This window comes from Actinoplanes sp. CA-051413 (genome assembly GCF_050955795.1).
GTDB lineage: Bacteria > Actinomycetota > Actinomycetes > Mycobacteriales > Micromonosporaceae > Actinoplanes.
The window spans coordinates 8,947,986-8,963,873 of sequence record NZ_CP192100.1 but is presented as its reverse complement, the minus strand read 5'-3'; the positions used below and the strand labels follow the sequence as shown (position 1 = coordinate 8,963,873).

At 71.4% G+C, this 15,888-nt stretch carries 17 protein-coding genes; 11 read left to right on the top strand and 6 right to left on the bottom strand.

Annotation, left to right across the window (positions count from 1 at the left end; translation table 11 throughout):
* The first annotated feature begins 48 nt into the window (after positions 1 to 48).
* Together ACQP2Y_RS42295 and ACQP2Y_RS42290 are read left to right on the top strand one after the other, a co-directional pair.
* Complete coding sequence (locus ACQP2Y_RS42295; protein WP_433721958.1) at positions 49 to 1,782, top strand: VanW family protein; 1,734 nt, start codon at positions 49 to 51, stop codon at positions 1,780 to 1,782.
* A gap of 19 nt (positions 1,783 to 1,801) precedes the next feature.
* The gene (locus ACQP2Y_RS42290) at positions 1,802 to 2,266 is read left to right on the top strand and encodes a hypothetical protein (RefSeq protein WP_433721956.1); all 465 of its coding nucleotides are present in this window, start codon (positions 1,802 to 1,804) and stop codon (positions 2,264 to 2,266) included.
* A 2-nt stretch (positions 2,267 to 2,268) separates the two neighbouring features.
* Here the strand turns inward: ACQP2Y_RS42290 and ACQP2Y_RS42285 are convergent, their stop codons facing one another.
* Entirely contained in the window at positions 2,269 to 3,237 is a 969-nt protein-coding gene (locus ACQP2Y_RS42285; protein ID WP_433721954.1) for a GNAT family N-acetyltransferase, read from the bottom strand.
* 83 nt (positions 3,238 to 3,320) lie between these two features.
* On the opposite strand from ACQP2Y_RS42285, the gene fdxA reads away from it, so the two are divergent.
* The 7 genes from fdxA to ACQP2Y_RS42250 all read left to right on the top strand — a co-directional run bounded on the left by fdxA (position 3,321) and on the right by ACQP2Y_RS42250 (position 9,930).
* Positions 3,321 to 3,647, top strand: coding sequence for a ferredoxin (fdxA, locus tag ACQP2Y_RS42280; protein ID WP_125804627.1), 327 nt, complete (start codon positions 3,321 to 3,323; stop codon positions 3,645 to 3,647).
* A gap of 2 nt (positions 3,648 to 3,649) precedes the next feature.
* The gene (gene dapC / locus ACQP2Y_RS42275) at positions 3,650 to 4,741 is read left to right on the top strand and encodes a succinyldiaminopimelate transaminase (RefSeq protein WP_433721951.1); all 1,092 of its coding nucleotides are present in this window, start codon (positions 3,650 to 3,652) and stop codon (positions 4,739 to 4,741) included.
* 84 nt (positions 4,742 to 4,825) lie between these two features.
* Entirely contained in the window at positions 4,826 to 5,248 is a 423-nt protein-coding gene (locus tag ACQP2Y_RS42270; RefSeq protein ID WP_433721949.1) for a hypothetical protein, read from the top strand.
* Entirely contained in the window at positions 5,245 to 6,840 is a 1,596-nt protein-coding gene (locus ACQP2Y_RS42265; protein ID WP_433721947.1) for a hypothetical protein, read from the top strand. Before ACQP2Y_RS42270 ends, ACQP2Y_RS42265 begins: the two co-directional genes overlap by 4 nt.
* Positions 6,837 to 7,949, top strand: a complete 1,113-nt coding sequence (locus ACQP2Y_RS42260) for a S8 family serine peptidase (protein ID WP_433721945.1) — start codon at positions 6,837 to 6,839, stop codon at positions 7,947 to 7,949. Before ACQP2Y_RS42265 ends, ACQP2Y_RS42260 begins: the two co-directional genes overlap by 4 nt.
* Positions 7,950 to 8,072: 123 nt before the next feature.
* On the top strand, positions 8,073 to 8,720 hold the full coding sequence (locus ACQP2Y_RS42255; RefSeq protein WP_433721943.1) for an SIMPL domain-containing protein: 648 nt from the start codon (positions 8,073 to 8,075) through the stop codon (positions 8,718 to 8,720).
* Positions 8,721 to 8,730: 10 nt separating this feature from the next.
* The gene (locus tag ACQP2Y_RS42250) at positions 8,731 to 9,930 is read left to right on the top strand and encodes an MFS transporter (RefSeq protein ID WP_433721941.1); all 1,200 of its coding nucleotides are present in this window, start codon (positions 8,731 to 8,733) and stop codon (positions 9,928 to 9,930) included.
* Here the strand turns inward: ACQP2Y_RS42250 and ACQP2Y_RS42245 are convergent.
* On the bottom strand, positions 9,927 to 10,781 hold the full coding sequence (locus ACQP2Y_RS42245) for an aldo/keto reductase (protein ID WP_433721939.1): 855 nt from the start codon (positions 10,779 to 10,781) through the stop codon (positions 9,927 to 9,929). The two genes, ACQP2Y_RS42250 and ACQP2Y_RS42245, sit on opposite strands and share 4 nt — an antisense overlap.
* A 109-nt stretch (positions 10,782 to 10,890) precedes the next feature.
* On the opposite strand from ACQP2Y_RS42245, the gene ACQP2Y_RS42240 reads away from it, so the two are divergent.
* Positions 10,891 to 12,171: a DUF4407 domain-containing protein gene (locus ACQP2Y_RS42240; protein WP_433721937.1), complete on the top strand. Its 1,281-nt coding sequence runs from the start codon at positions 10,891 to 10,893 to the stop codon at positions 12,169 to 12,171.
* A 155-nt stretch (positions 12,172 to 12,326) separates the two neighbouring features.
* Entirely contained in the window at positions 12,327 to 12,809 is a 483-nt protein-coding gene (locus tag ACQP2Y_RS42235) for a 2'-5' RNA ligase family protein (protein ID WP_433721935.1), read from the top strand.
* Here ACQP2Y_RS42235 and ACQP2Y_RS42230 read toward each other — a convergent pair.
* From ACQP2Y_RS42230 to ACQP2Y_RS42215, 4 genes are all read right to left on the bottom strand, one after another.
* Positions 12,802 to 13,479: a hypothetical protein gene (locus ACQP2Y_RS42230; protein WP_433721933.1), complete on the bottom strand. Its 678-nt coding sequence runs from the start codon at positions 13,477 to 13,479 to the stop codon at positions 12,802 to 12,804. The genes ACQP2Y_RS42235 and ACQP2Y_RS42230 overlap by 8 nt on opposite strands.
* Before the next feature lie 532 nt (positions 13,480 to 14,011).
* A complete protein-coding gene (locus tag ACQP2Y_RS42225) occupies positions 14,012 to 14,683 on the bottom strand; it encodes a hypothetical protein (protein WP_433721931.1) in 672 nt (223 codons plus the stop codon).
* Positions 14,680 to 15,168 carry a hypothetical protein gene (locus tag ACQP2Y_RS42220; RefSeq protein ID WP_433721929.1) on the bottom strand — a complete coding sequence of 163 codons (489 nt, stop codon included), beginning with the start codon at positions 15,166 to 15,168 and terminating at the stop codon, positions 14,680 to 14,682. The genes ACQP2Y_RS42225 and ACQP2Y_RS42220 overlap by 4 nt, the downstream gene beginning before the upstream one ends.
* A gap of 68 nt (positions 15,169 to 15,236) precedes the next feature.
* Positions 15,237 to 15,731, bottom strand: coding sequence for a hypothetical protein (locus ACQP2Y_RS42215; protein WP_433721927.1), 495 nt, complete (start codon positions 15,729 to 15,731; stop codon positions 15,237 to 15,239).
* Positions 15,732 to 15,888 lie beyond the last annotated feature (157 nt).

The window sequence follows — 15,888 nt, the reverse complement described above, 5'->3', positions numbered from 1 at the left end:
CACTCGTGTTGGTTGTCGGTGCGGCGCCCCGGCCTGCACACTTGCGCCGTGTTCGCCTCTGAGACCCCCACCGGCCAGGCCTCCGCGACGGTGTCCCCGCCGGCCGCGCCACCGGCGGACGGCCCGGTCAGCCGCAAGCGGATCGTCGCGGTCGGCACCGTGGCCGTCGTGCTCATCGCCGGGGCCGGCGCGGCCGCCTGGGCGTACGGCGGTGACGTCCCCCGGGGCACCGAGATCCTCGGTGTCGAGCTCGGCGGCAAGTCCCGCACCGAGGCCGAACGGGCGCTGACCGACGCGGTGGGTCCGCGCACCGGCGCCCCGGTCGCGATCGACCTGGCCGGGGAGCGGTTCTCGCTGGCGGCCGCCGACCTCGGGCTGCGGCTGAACGTCGACCTGAGCGTCGGCAAGGCGATCAAGGGCAGCCCGCGGCTGACCGGCACCCGCAGCGTGCCGCCGGTGATCGAGCTGGACGAGGCGAGGCTGGAGAAGGCGCTGCGCGAGCGCCTCGACCCGGAGAAAATCACCCTCAAGAAGCCCGGCATCACGTACGCGGGACTGGTCCCGAAGCCCACCTACCCGGCGGCCGGGCAGGGCCTGGACGTGCCGGCCGCCGCGGCCGCGGTCCGGCAGTCCTGGCTGGTCGGCGGCATCGCCACGATCGCGCTGGTGCCCCGGCCGCCGGCGACCACCAAAGAGCAGGTCGACGCGCTGGTCGCGGACCTGGCCGTCCCGGCCGTCGCCGCGCCGGTGACCGTGGCGGTGGGGGACAAGTCGCTGACGCTGAGCCCGAAGGCGATCGCCGAGGGCCTGGTCTTCCGGGCCGACGACGACGGCCGGCTCACCCCGGCGATCGACGGCCCCAAGCTGCACGCCGCGGCGGCCAAGGCGTTCGCGGCGGTCGAGCGGGAGCCGGAGCAGGCGACGATCACCGTCGCCGGCGGCAAGCCGAAGATCGTCGCGGGTACGCCCGGCGACCTGGTCGACCTGGCCAAGCTCGGGCCGGCCCTGCTCGCCGTGCTGCCCAACCCGGCGCCTCGCACGGTCGATGCGGAGCTGTCCCGGCAGGAGGGCGCCACCACCGAGAGCGACCTGGCCAAGCTCGGCGTCAAGGAGAAGGTCTCGACCTTCACCACCTACTTCACCGGTGGCAGCAAGTCGCCGCGCAGCCAGAACATCATGACCATCGCCCGGGCCGTCGACGGCGGCGTGGTCCAGCCGGGCGAGACCTTCTCGCTGAACAAGCACACCGGCGAACGGACGTACGCGGCCGGCTACAAGGACGCGCCGGTCATCGTGGGCGGCAAGCTGGAGCCCGGCGTCGGCGGCGGGGCCTCGCAGTTCACCACCACGCTGTTCAACGCCGCCTACTACGCGGGGCTCGAGGACGTCGAGCACAAGCCGCACTCGTTCTACTTCTCCCGCTATCCGGCGGTCATCGAGTCGACGATCTTCTATCCGACCCTCGATCTGAAGTTCAAGAACACCACGCCGTACGGGATCCTGATCGACACCTCGTACACCAGCAAGTCGGTGACCGTGTCGATGTGGAGCACCAAGGTCTACGACAGCGTCAAGACCGTACGCAGCCCGCGCCGCAACATCACCTCACCGCCGACCGTCTACCGCGAGCCGGGCCCGAAGTGCATCACTTCCAGCGGACTCCCAGGTTTCACGCAGGACGCATGGCGCGTCATCCGCAAGGATGGGAAAGAGGTCGAGCGCGAGAAGTTCACCTGGCGCTACGATCCCGAGCCTAGATTCATCTGCGGCGCGAAGCCGTAGCACGTCCGGGGAGGACGCAATGAGGCAGCGTTGGGTGCAGATCGCTTCGTTGGCCGCGGCTCTGTTCGCGATCAACGTGATCGCGCGAGTGGTGATCCGCATCGGGTTCAACGAGGACGACACGGCCCAGAACAGGGTCTCCATCGTCATGTTCGCCGTGATCGGGCTGGTGCTGGCGACCGTCACCTTCTTCCGGTCCCAGCGGGTGCCCCCGAGCAGCTGGCTGCCCGAGCTGGCGGCCGCGGCGATCGGCGGCATGCTGCTGACCATCCTGGTCGGCCCGTTGGTCAGCGGCGACGGCCCGTTCTCCGGCGGCGCCGGCAACTTCTTCTCCCAGGTGTGGCTCTACGGCGGCTTCGCCATCGTGGGCACGCTGCTCGGCTACTGGCTGGCCACGATGCTGGGCCGCGACTACCGCTCCAAGTCGCTGGCGGCCTTCGCCAAGGCCAAGCTGACCAAGCCGCGCCGGGTGGTCCGCCGCTAGAGCTAGAGCGGGGCTTCGCGCGTCAGATACGTGTGGTGGGTGGTGAAGCCCAGGCCCTGATAGAGCGCCACCGCGGCGGTGTTGCGCTCCTCCACCTGGAGGTAGGCGCGCACGGCGCCGCGCTGGGTCGCCCACTGCGCCACCGCGCGCATCACGTGCCGGCCCAGCCCGCGCCGGCGGGCCGCGGGTGCCGTCTGCACCAGCGAGACGCCGAGCCAGCGGCCCGGGCCGGGACCGGTCACCGCACCGCGGGCGACCCCGAGCAGGGTGCCGTCCTCGTCCTGCACAGAGGCGAAGACGACATCCTCCACGGCGGTGAGAATGTGCCGGGCCGCAGCGGGTAGGCGGCCCTTGTGCGCCGAGACCATCGCCAGCCAGGCGTCCGTGGGGGAGTCGGCCAGCTCCACCGGAGGCAGGTCCCGCCGGGCCTCGACATCGCTGATCAGCGACTGCACCGCGCCGGTCTGCACCAGCACCAGCGGGCGGGAGGTCCAACCGCGGGCGTCCAGGGCGGCGTTGACCGGGGCGGCCAGCGGCATCGGCGTGTTGATCATCGGCTGCTGGCCCTTGGCCGCGTACCACTGCTCGACCGCGTCGATGGCGGCCTCCAGCGTGCGGTCCGGGTCGCCGATCGGCAGGGCCGCGTTGGCCCGGCCGGTCCAGCTGTCCGCCGCGCGCAGGATCCAGCTGCCCAGCCGGGCCTGGGTCGGCGCCGGCCAGGCGTCGTTCGCCGCCAGCTCGAGGGCGATCACGTCGGCGGCGGGCGGCCGGCGGGCGGCGGGCACCCGCTTGGCGCGGTGCACCTCCCGCAGCGGTACGCGCAGAGTGCCCTGGGCGGTGGCGAGAGTGAGTTCCGTCTCGGTCAATTCGACCAGCTCGCCGAGCGCGTCCGTGAAAAGTGGGCGATCCTGGGAAACACCTACAATTCGGCGGACCACCACCCGGTGTCCCACATCCTGCCGTCGGAGCACGTGCCACCTCCTCCCGGCGAGATACTAGGCTCTGCTCGTAACGCCGCGGTGTCCCGCGGCGTGGCTCTGGAAGGGAAAGATCCGTGACCTACATCATCGCTGAGCCCTGCGTCGATGTGCTCGACAAGGCATGCATCGAAGAGTGCCCGGTCGACTGCATCTACGAGGGCAATCGGATGCTCTACATCCACCCCGATGAGTGTGTCGACTGCGGAGCCTGTGAGCCGGTCTGCCCGGTGGAGGCCATCTTCTACGAGGATGACGTGCCGGAGCAGTGGAAGGACTACACGAACGCGAACTACGAGTTCTTCGAGGATCTCGGCTCGCCGGGTGGCGCCTCCAAGGTTGGCAAGATCGACAAGGACACCCCGTTCGTGACGGCGCAGCCGCCGCGCGGGGACGCGCACTGACCGTGCTGTCGGCCTCGCTGCCCGATTTCCCCTGGGACCTGCTGCAGCCCGCCAAGCAGGTTGCGGCGGGCCACCCGGACGGCATCGTGGACCTGTCGATCGGCACCCCGGTCGACCCGGTCCCGCCGCTGATCCGGGCGGCGCTGACCGAGGCCGCCGACGCGCCGGGCTACCCGCTCACGGCCGGCACCCCGGCGCTGCGCACGGCCATGGCCGACTGGCTGGCCCGGACCTGCGGCGCCACCGGCCGGCTCGGCGTGCTGCCCACGATCGGCTCCAAGGAGCTGGTGGCGTGGCTGCCGACGCTGCTCGGGATCGGCCGCGGCGACGTCGTGGTGATCCCCCAGGTCTGCTACCCGACGTACGAGGTCGGGGTGCGCCTGGCCGGCGCCGAGGTGGTCCGCTCGGACTCCACGCTCGCCCTGGGGCCCGACCCCCGGGTGAAGATGGTCTGGATCAACTCGCCGTCGAACCCGACCGGCCGCGTGCTCCCGGCCGGCCACCTGCGCAAGGTGGTCGACTGGGCGCGCGAGCGCGGTGCTGTCGTGGTCAGCGACGAGTGCTACCTGACGCTGGGCTGGGACGAGCAGCCCGTGTCGGTGCTCTCGGACGAAGTCTGCGGCGGCGACTACACCGGCGTCATCTCCGTGCACTCACTGTCCAAACGGTCGAACCTGGCCGGCTACCGGGCCGGCTTCCTCGGCGGCGACCCGGCGCTGATCGCCGAGCTGCTGGCGGTCCGCAAGCACGCCGGCATGATCGTGCCCGCCCCCGTGCAGGCGGCGATGGTGGCCGCCCTCGGCGACGAGTCGCATGTAACGGCCCAGCGGGCGCTCTACGCGGCGCGCCGGGAGTCGCTGCGGGAGGCGCTGCTCAAGGCGGGCTTCGAGATCGAGCATTCGGCCGCCGGGCTCTACCTCTGGTCGACCCGCGGCGAGGACTGCTGGGCGACAGTGGACTGGCTCGCCCAGCGCGGCATCCTGGCAGCACCGGGCGCGTTCTACGGCCCGGCCGCGGCCCGGCACGTACGGATCGCCCTGACCGCCACCGACGAACGCGTCGCCGCGGCCGTCACCCGCCTCACCGCCGGCTGACCCCCGCCCGGATCTGGGGTCCCGCGCATCGCTCGTGGTCGCTACGCTCATGGCGTTGTGACGACGGGGCTACGGGGAGGCGTCGTGGGCGATCCTGGCATCAATGTGGAGACGGGCGGGCTCACCAAGTTCGCCACCGACGTACGGGCGGATGTCGACAACATCACCGAGCCGGCGGTGGGCCGGGCGACCCTCCCGCTCGACAGCGTGCCGTTCGGCGCGCAGAACGCCGGCGGCGGCGTCCACGCCGCCAAGGAGCGGTACGCCCGCAGCCTGAGCGCGTCCACCGAGAACCTCAGCAACTTCCTGGCCGCCGCCCGCCTGCTCGCCGCCGCGGCGGAGAAGGTGGCCGCCGAGTTCGACGCCACCGACGCCCGTTCGGCCGAGGGCACCAAGCGCGTCGAGCAGGCCCTGTTCAGCGCCGCCGAGGAGGCCCGCCGCGCCCGCATCGCCGCCGAGCAGGCCGCCCATCCGCGCTACCCGAACGGCAAGGCGGTGGCCCTGTGACCGAGCCGGTGCTGACCAGCAGCTGGTGCACGGCCTGGGGGTCGTACAACACGCCTCGGCTGTGGGCGATGGTCAAGGACGAGGACGACCCGGAGGCCTGGCGCCAGGTGTCCGCCTGGGGCGAGATCTCGGGTGCCATGAAGGACCAGCGGGCGCTGCTGCTCAAGGCCCGCGAGGCACTGGTGACCGCCTGGCCGCCGGAGCAGAACAACTCGGCGGCGGCGTTCGTGGCCGAGGTCGACAAGCTGATCGGCCGGATGGACGCGGCCAAGACCGAGGCCGACGACACGGCCACCGGGCTGGCGAACATCCTGGAGGCCCTGCGCCAGGCGAAGCGGAACATCGAGCCGCTCTGGGAGCAGTACAAGCAGAAGAGCGACGACCTGGTTCCGGCGTGGTGGGACAACGCCGAGGAGGAGCTGGACAAGCAGGCCCAGTCCCACATGATCACGGCTGAGCAGGTTGTGCAGGACAACGTGGGCCGGCTGCGCGTTCCGGACCCGTACGTGCTGGATCCGATCGATCCGCGCTATGAGCGGGAGACGCTGCCGGACGACGACCGCTCGGGCAGCGGCTCGTCGGGCGCCGTGGGAGCGACCGGATCGTCCGGAGGACGTGGTGGTGGTGGTGGCGGGGTGAGCGTCCCGGTGCCGCATGATCCGGTGCCGCCGCTGCCCGGTCACGATCCGATCGTCCCGGAGGGATCGGCCGGCGGTGGTAACGGTCCTGGGCTCGCGGAGGTCATCAACCCGCCGGTGGTCAATCCGGGACCGGTGAGTACGCCTGGAGGGCTTCCGCCTGGCGGCAGCGGCCCGGGCCTCGTGCCGCCGGTCGGTCCGGTCGTCGGTCCAGGTGTTGGCGGCGCGGGGCCGTTGGGCACGGGTGGATCGCCGGGCCGTGCCCCGGCCGGCGTGCGCGGTACGGGTGTGGGCCGTACGGGTGTCGGCGGCACGGGTGTGGGCGGCATCGAGCCCGGCGTGCGTGCCACCGGCGCCGGCGGGGGCGCCGGCGGGGGCACCGGTGGACTGGGCGCCGGTGGACTGGGCGCCGGCGGTCTCGGCCCGGGTGGAATTGGCCGGGGAGCTCGACCGGGTGCCCGTCCGGGAGCTGCTGGGCGGCAGGCGCTGCCCTCGGGTGCGGTCATCGGCGAGACGGTGGCCGGCGAGGGCCGGGGCCCCGGCGGCGGTGCTGGGCGAGGCGGCGCGGGTCTGGGCGGCGCGGGCTTGGGCGGTGTCGGCGGTGCTAGGCGAGGCAGTGCGGGCCTGGGCGGGGTCGGTGGACCGGGCGGTGCTGCCCGAGGCGTGGCCGGACGTGCTCCCGGCCAGCGGCGTGGGGCCGAGCCGGTGCGGCCGCCCCGACCGTCCTGGCTGCCGGACGAGCCCGTCGGCACGGCCCGTGCGACCGGGGCGGGTGGCATGCCAGGAATGCCGGGCGGTGCCCGCGGCGGTCGTCGGGCGGGCGACGGCGAGCAGCCGCCGTTCGACCCGGACAACCCCTGGGGCGTGGCTGAAGGCGTGGACCCGGTGATCGCACCGGGCTCCGACACCGCGCGGCACGACCCGGGCCCGAACGTCATCGGACGGCACGGGTGACCCTGGCAGGTGGCCGTACCGTGCAGGGCTTCCTGGCCGGTCTCACCGCTCTGGCGGTCGTGTCCGGCTCGGCGGTCCCGGCCACGGCCGACCCGGCCCGGGACAAGCAGTGGTTCTTCGCGCCGCTCAAGGTCGCGCAGGCCCAGCGGATCAGCAAGGGCGACGGCGTGGTCGTCGCAGTGCTCGACAGCGGGGTGGACGGCACCCACCAGGACCTGGGCGGTGCCGTGCTGCCCGGCCGGCAGGTCGTGCAGAACAAGCCGGTGGGCGACCTGGACACCAACGGGCACGGCACCGGGATGGCCGGCATCATCGCCGGACGCGGGCACGGCGGCGACGATGGCGTACTGGGCATTGCGCCGCGGGCGAAGATCATGCCGATCGCCCCGGCCAACGACACGTTCTTCGTCGGGCAGGGCATCCGCTGGGCCGCCGACCACGGCGCCAAGGTCATCGTCATGGCCTTCGGGATCCCCGACGGCGAGAGCCTGCGGGCCGCGGTGAGCGAGGCAGCGGCGGCTGACGTGGTGCTGGTCGGCACGTCCGGCAACAGCGGCGACAAGGGCAACGAGGTGGAGTTCCCGGGCGCGTACCCGCAGGTGCTCACGGTCGGCGCGGTGGACCGCGCGAACAAGGTGGCGAAGTTCTCCAACCACGGGCCGCAGGTCGACCTGGTGGCCCCTGGTGTTGACATCCCGGCGCCCGCCCCCGACGACAAGTACGTGACCGGCACGGGTAGCAGCGGCGCGGCCGCGATCGTTGCCGGTGCGGCGGCGCTGATCCGGGCGAAGTATCCGGACCTTTCGGCCGCGGACGTCGTGCAGCGGCTCACCGCGACGGCGATCGACCGGGGGGACAAGGGCCGGGACGACTACTACGGGGCTGGGCAGCTCGATCTGCTGGCTGCGTTGACGGCCCCGCAGCCTGGGGCTTCGGCCAGCACGCCGCCGGTGGCCGCGGCTCCCGTGGTGGTCCCGGACGCTGCACCGGCCGATGAGGACAGTGGTATCCCGCCGCTCGTGTTCGTGGCTGCGGGGGTGGTGCTGCTTCTGGGCGCGGTCGGGGCGGGCGTTGCTGTGTTTGCCCGATCCCGTCGGGCTGCCGGGTAGCGACCGGCCGGCCAGGGTCAGGTCCGGGTCCGAGGGCCGGTTCGGCGGTGAGGTCCGGGGGCCAAGGCCAAGTGGAGGCTCGCATTCGGCCGGGTTGTCGGACCCGGCGGGTAGCGTCGGGGCATGGCCGAGCAACCGATGATCGTCGTCCGTGGTGAAGCGACCCGGGAGGTTCCGCCCGAGCTGGCGATCTTCTCCGTGACCGTCTCCGCGCGGGACAAGGACCGGCAGACCGCGCTGACCCGGCTCACCGAGCGGGCCGCCGAGCTGCGCACCCACCTCGACGATTTCCCCGACGCGATCGAGCGGCGCGAGACCTCCGGCGTGCAGGTCCACCCTGAGCTCAAACGCGGCGGCGAGCGCATCTCGGCGTACACCGGGAGCGTCACCACGACCGTGACGGTGACCGACTTCACTGTGCTCGGCGAGCTGCTGTTGCGCCTGGCTGACCGGGATCAGACGTCGTTGTCCGGGCCCTGGTGGCAGCTTCGGCCGGGCAGCCGGGCGGGAGCGGAGGTGCGCCGGGCGGCCATCGCCGACGCGCTCGGTCGCGCCCGGGAGTATGCCGAGGCGGTCGGCGCGCAGGTGGATCGGCTGGTCGAGATCGCCGATGAGAACGCCGGCGGGGGTGGGCAGCCGATGATGCGGATGGCCGCGTTCGGTGGGGCTCCGGAGGCCGACCTGGCGCTCGAGGTCGACCCGCAGGTGCAGACCGTGCACGCGTCGGTGCTCGTCCGAGTGACGATCACCGAGCCCACCGCCCTGAAGTAGCCGCCGGAGCATGACGATTCACACCGCGGCGTCGCCGCGGCTCAGCCGGGCCGTCACGGTGGTGCTGGCGGCCGCCTGCGGGCTGACCGTCGCCAACCTGTACTACTCGCAGCCGCTGCTCGACCTGATCGCGACGTCGTTCGGGGTCAGCCGCAGCGCGGCGGCGGTCGTCGTCACGTTGACCCAGGCGGGTTACGCGCTCGGCCTGCTGTTCGTGCTGCCACTGGGCGACCTGCTGGAAAACCGGACGCTGGCCAGCCGCACCTTGCTCGGCACTGCGGCGGCCCTGCTGCTCGCCGCGTTCTCGCCGGTCTTCGCCGTGTTCCTGGTTGTGTCGGTGCTGGTCGGCGTCACCTCGGTGGTCGCTCAGGTGCTGGTGCCGCTGGCCACTCACCTCGCTCCGCCCGAGGACCGCGGCAAGGTGGTCGGCCAGGTGATGAGCGGTCTGCTGCTCGGCATCCTGCTCGCCCGCACGGTGGCCAGCCTGGTCGCGGAGCTGTGGGGCTGGCGCGCCATCTACGTCATCTCGGCGGTCCTGATGCTCGGGCTCGCCCTCGTGCTCCGCCGGGTGCTGCCGCTGCGCCGCCCCGATCATCCGGCCGGCTACCGGTCGCTGCTGGGCAGCCTCGGTGGGCTGATCCGGCACGAGCCGGTGCTGCGGCGGCGGGCGCTCTGCCAGGCGACGATGTTCGGGGCGTTCAGCGCCTTCTGGACCGCGATCGCCTACCAGCTCATCGCCGAGCACGGCTTCGGCCAGGGGCAGATCGCGGTCTTCGCGCTGGTCGGCGCGGGTGGCGCGGCGGCGGCCCCGATCGCGGGCCGGCTCGCCGACCGGGGGTACGGCCGCAGCGCGAGCGGCGCCGCCCTGCTGCTCGCCGCCCTGTCCTTCGCGCTCGCACTGGCCGGGCAGCGCAGTGTCGTGCTGCTCGCGACCGCCGCCGTGCTGCTGGACTTCGCCGTGCAGTGCCACCAGGTGCTGAGCCAGCACGAGGTCTACGCGTTGCGCGCAGACGCCCGTGCCCGGCTCAACACCGTTTTCGTCAGCACGATCTTCGTCGGGGGCGCGATCTCGTCGGCGGTCACCGGCGTGCTCTACGGCGCGTACGGGTGGACCGGCGTCTGCGCTCTCGGCGTACTCCTGCCGCTCCTGGGTCTGGGCATCTGGGCCCACGGCCTGGGCCGGACCCGCCCGGCCCAGGTCCGGTCCTAGCTTTCCGGCACCCAGTTCATGGTGTCGGGGTTGGCGCCGGTGCGGCCGCGCTCGCCGCGGTCGAGCGCCGTGATGGTGCCCATCGCGCCGCCGTCGAGCTCGAAGTCGAAGATCTCGAAGTTCTCCCGGACCCGCTCGGCGGTGTTCGACTTCGGGAAGATGATGTCCCCACGCTGGATGTGCCAGCGCAGCACCACCTGGGCCGGGGTCTTGCCGGCCTCGTTGGCGATGGCCACGATCGCCGGGTCGTCGAGCACCGCGCCCTGGGCGATCGGCGAGTACGCCTCGTTGGCGATCTCGTGGTCGGTGTTGAAGGCGCGCAACGCGTCGTTGTTCAGGTACGGGTGGATCTCGATCTGGTTCACCGCCGGCCGCACCGTGGTCTCGGCGAACAGCCGGCCCAGGTGGTGCTGGGTGAAATTGGAGACGCCGATCGAGCGGGCCCGCCCGTCGCGGTAGAACTCCTCCAGCGTGCGCCACGTCTGGCTGAAGTCGCCGTCGTAGCGGCCCGGCAGCGGCCAGTGGATCAGGAAGAGGTCGACGTAGTCGCTGCCCAGCGCCTTGAGCGTGGCGTCGAACTCGCGCCGGGCGTCGTCCGGCAGGTGCGCGCCGTTGTTGAGCTTGCTGGTCACGAAGAACTCGTCGCGGCTCAGCCCGGACGCGGCGATGGCCGCGCCGACGCCGTGCTCGTTGCCGTACATCTGGGCAGTGTCGATGTGCCGGTAGCCGATCTCGATGGCGGTCTCGACCGCCGCCTGGGTCTCGGCCTGCGGCACCTGGAAGACGCCGAAGCCCAGCTGGGGAATGGTACGGCCGTCGTTGAGAGTGATGTCTGGTACTGCGGAAGCCATGCTGCTCCTCGGGAGGGTCGGCCGTTGCGTACTACCAGGTTTACCCCCGGCCCGCCGCGATCCACCCGTTTCGGCCCGCGCGCCACTGTGATCGGCGAGACTCGGCTCTATGCGTCGTCGCTTGCTGCTCCGGATCGCCAACGTGAACCCGGACAGCGTGACGACCCATTCCGACCGGGTGCTGTACAGCTCGATCGGCGTGTTCATCGTGCTGTACTTCGTGTACGCGACCGTGGGCGGTGCCGCCTTCGTCGACGCCAGCGCGAACTACACCCATCCCTGGTGGCAGTGGCTGGTCGGGCCGCTGGTGGCGACCGGGGTGGTGGCGTACGACCGGGCGGTGGTCGGCCGGGTGGCGATCAACTACGAGCGCCTGGACTCGCCCGACCCCAAGGACCTGCTGCGCCGCCCGACCTTCGGCCTGTACGCCGGCCGGATCACGCTGGCGCTGCTGTTCGCGGTGATCATCACGGAGCCGCTGATGCTGGCGCGCTACCAGGGCGAGATCGACAACCGGCTCAACGACGTGCACAACCAGCAGATCAGCGTGATCGAGGTCGGCGGGGCGATCGCCGCGTACGACGCCCGGTTGCAGGAGCTGAAGAAGCAGACGGTCGCCGAGGACCAGGCGGTGCAGGCGCTGAACACCCGGGCCGCGGAGAAGCGCCGCGACGCCCGCAAGCTCTACCAGCAGGCCATCGCCGACTCCGAGGGCGACGGCGTCTCCCGCAAGGCTGGCTGCCCGGTGGGCGGCTATTGCGACACGCTGGTCAAGCGTTCGCGCGGGCTGGACGACCAGGCCGCCCGGCTGGACGCGCAGGCCGCGCGGCTGCAGGACACCCAGAAGGCCGCCCGGACCGCGCGCGCCGCGGAACAGGCCGATCTCACGGCCAAGATCGCCGAGCAGCGTACGGTCAACGCGGCGGCGATCCGGGCCGACGCCGGCTTCGGGGCCCGCACCAAGGCGATGTGGTACCTCGTGACCAGCGACTTCTGGGGCATCGGCGTGTTCTACCTGGGCATCGCGTTGCTGCTGGTGGCCCTGGACTGCGCGGCGGTGGGGCTCAAGTTCGTCTCGCACGGCAACGCGTACGAGCGCGAGGAGGCCCGCCAGGCCCGCGGCCACGAGCACGAGGCGGCGATCGGCTACGAGCAGGGCCTCAAGGACATGCGCCGGTACGCGGAGGCCACCTCACGGGTGATGGCCGAGGGCATCGGCAAGGCGTCCCGCGACGAGCAGCTCACCGACGTGGCGATCGAACGCGCCCGCGCGCACCTCTACGACTCGGTCACCGGTAGCTCCCTGCCACCACTGCCCCCGGTCCCGCTGATCGAGCGGCACCCGGGAGCCCCACGCACGCTGCGCAACGTGGACCGGCTGCGGGCGTAGTGCAAGTTGCAGATCGGCGCTATTATTTCACTCCGGCGTACCGCCTGCCCACGCTCTGTTACCGGCGGCGCGCCGACCGGGCCTCGGCCCGGGTGTCATCAGGTGCGGCGGAGGCGGCGGGTTGATCGCCGCCGCCGCCGTGACACCGTGGCGTGATGCACACGGTCGAGCTCACCCTGGATCCCGCCCTCGACGGCCAGGTCCGTTCGGTCTGGCAGCGCCTGCACGCAGCGGGTCTGCCCAGCCTGGCCACCCACCGGCACCCCACCAACCGGCCGCACCTGACGCTGGCCGCGGCCGACCGGCTGACACCCGAGGTCACGACCGCGCTCGCCGGGCTGCCGGTCGAGGCGGTGCTCGACGGCCTGATCTTCTTCGAACGCGCGGTGGTCTGGCGGGTGGCGGCAACCGACGCGTTGCGTGACCTCCAGGCCGAGGTGTGGCGGGCGCTGACGGGCACGGAGCGTAATCCGCAACACGCGCCGGGCGCCTGGACGCCGCACGTGAGCCTGGCCCTGCGGGCCAAGGACCATTCCCGCTACGCGGCCGAGCTGCGCGACCTGCCGGTCGCCCGGGGACGCTTCGTGCAGGCCCGGACCTACAACAGTGCTACGCGTACGGTCACAGCGCTCAGCTGACTCCCGCGACGCCGCCGACCAGCACCGGGACCGTGAAGACGGCACCCGCGCAGGCCGGGTCGGACGTCGCGGCCATCGCCAGCCCACCCGGCACGGTGAACGCGGCGACGTTGTTACGCGTGACGTCCCACCGCACCTTGAACGCGTCCTGCGCGACCGTGACGCCGTGGTTGACGCAGCCGTTCTCCCGGTGCTCGTCGTCCGCCATGATCGTGCCGGGGGCGGGCGAGACCGAGGTGATCCGGATCGGGAAGTCGTTGTCGTTGGTCAGCGTCACCGTCAGGTTGCCGGTGCTGCCCGGGGTGAGCGGCTTGTTCAGATCGGACCGGCCGCGCAGGTTGAGCTCGACAACCGCACCGGCGTTCGCCCGGCCCGTCCCGGAGCCGGTGATCTGCCAGTAGGCCCAGACCGCGCCGGCGTTGACCAGCACGGCGGCAACCGCGGCGGCGGTGAGGATCGACCGGGTACGCGCGTCGAGCCGGCTCAGGAACCCCTGCGGCCGGGCGGCGGCGACCACGTCACCGGTGGGCTCGTCATCGAAGGCCCGCATTTCCTCGACAGCCCGCATTTCCTCGACAGCGGAGCTTCTCACCGGGACCACGTCCGGCGGCCGGACGTCGTCCTCGCGCCGGTGAAAAACCTCGCGCCTGGTCAGCTCATCACGGATCACGGCGCCACCTCGCCGGCGCCGAACCTGCGAACAGCGGCGACCGGAGCGGCGGCGAACCGTCTGCTGAGCTTGCGCATACGGAGCATCCTCCTGCGATGGTGCGAGAGCCTCAATTGCAGTTACCACGTTCCCGCAAATACCGGTGCGCCGTGATCGGTGATCCGTCCGCCGTTCCCGGCGCATAAATCGGGCAGGAGAGTCTGTCCGGCTTAACCCGCAGGGGGTACGCCGGAACGCGAAACCGCCCGCCCTCCCGATTCACCTAAAGATCGGTAAACGCGCAGGTCAGGCACTATGCCCCGCTAGCACCGGAAGCGCGCCACAGCAAACCGCCGACGGTCACTGTCTCCGCTGGGTGCCGGAAAGCTGTTCATATCCGCCCGTCCACCATGCGGCAGAAGGAGGGCGCCGCGGAATGGGACAACCGTCCATCGCCGCGGGGGAATGGGCCTAACCCGTCCGTGTCCGGCCCACGAAACGCACGTAGCCCCCGACGCCATGTACGACGCCGAGGGCCACGGGAACTCATGAACTACTTCTGGTCTTCCGCCGGAGTGACCGACTGGGCCGGATCGACTGGAGTGCTCTCCTCCGCAACCGGCGGCGGAGCGTCGGGCTCCTCAGGCTCAGGGGCGGTAGCAGCAGGTGGCTCGTCAGTGGTGGCCGGCGCTGCCGGCGGCGACGTCACCGCTTTGGTGTCACTGCCGGGTGCGGTTCCGCCGGTGGGTGCAACGGGGGTCGCGAGGGGCGCGGCCGACGAGGTAGCGCTGACCAGCTCCGCCGCAGTGGGTGGCGACCCACTGAAGGTGAGCGCGACGCTGGGCGGGCTGTGGTCGCCGATCCAGGTCTTCAAGACCGGCTGCACCTTCCACGTCCACGTGCCGCCGGGAACCGCCTTGTCTTTACAGGTCGTAGCGGTGACGTGATCGCAGACCACCACCGGATCGCCGGCCCCGAAGCGGGTCACTATGTAACTCTCTGCCGGCACACCAGCAAGGATCTTGTTGCCCACCCAATCGATCGCCGCGTTCTTCCCGTTCTTCGCAACACTCGGGCTGTTCCCCGCCGGCATGGCTGCCGTTCGCATCTTCAGAACCGCGCGCGGGGTGTCGATGATCCAGTCCGCGAAGGCGTACACGCTGCCGCCGAAGGTGACGGCGGCGGCGGTGACGACGACCAGCGACACCTTTGTCATGTGTTTCATCGATACGCCTTCGTTGCGGTGCCGCTCAGCCGGATCGTGAAGACAGCGCCCGAGCATGCCTGACTGGCGGCCGGCGGCATGTAGAGCGGAATGGACTTAGCGTCCAACCTGCCTCGCGGCGGGATGACGATGGGCAGCTTTCCGGTGTAGCTGCGGGGGACTAGGTTCGCCGCCACCGGCTTGCACTTCCGCTTGGATGAGGCGACGACCTCCCCGCGGAGGCTCTTCACGCTGAGGGCGAAGTCGTAGGGGTTTCGCAGCGTCAACTTCATCTCTCTCACCACACCGGGGTACAGGCCCTTGGGGGCCTTTCCGCCCATGGCGATGCCGAAAGGCTGCTGATTGTCGTAGCCGCGCATGTCTCCGTGTGCCGCGGTGATGACCATGGACTCGCTCTCGGACGCGTCTCGAACGCCGGCGCTGGCCGCGAGGGTGAACGCGGCGAGCGTGCCCGCCGTTCCGACGGCGATCTTCCAGCGATGCACGGTCACTCCCCAGGGTCGGCGTGGATGCGGCGGGCGAAGCTATGGCCTCGCCCGCCGCCGTTGGCGGGCTAGACGGCGCTGGTGCCTTCGAAGTCGAAGGTCAGGTTGATCAGCGTGTCCGCGCACGACTGCGGGAAGGTCTGCTTGATGGTGAGCGGGAGGACGATCGACGCGTTCTCTGCGCCCGCGGGGATGACAGGTGCCGACGTGGGCAGGGTGGGCGTGACCGACGCCGCTCCCGCTGTGCCCAGGTCAGTCACGCAGGTGGGATTGGCGGCGCCGCCCTTGGTGGCGGTGATGGCCGGGTTCTTGATGGTGGTCAGCTTGACGGGGAACTCGTTCGGGTTGTCCACCTGGGCGTTGGCGTTGAGGACAGCGCCGGGGAAGATGCGACCGCTGAGCGTGATGTCCGCCCGCATGGGGGTGACGGTGGAGCCGGCCGCGGAGGCGTAACCCTTACCGCCGACCAGCCAGCCGTTCGCCATCGCGACGCCGCCGAGTGCTCCGACCCCCACGATCGAGGCGGTGAGGATGGCAGCGGAACGCTTGGTGATCTTGCGCATGGGGAGTTCCTCCTGGAACGGCTGGTCGTGCGACTTCCGCAACGTCGCGGAAAGTCGACGTCCGGTGCACTTGTTGATTGTTTGTGGCGCCGAACCAGTGGCGTTCCGGCGCTGCGACAAAGATGGCCGATTCTGGGCAGCGCGGCGATAGTGCTTC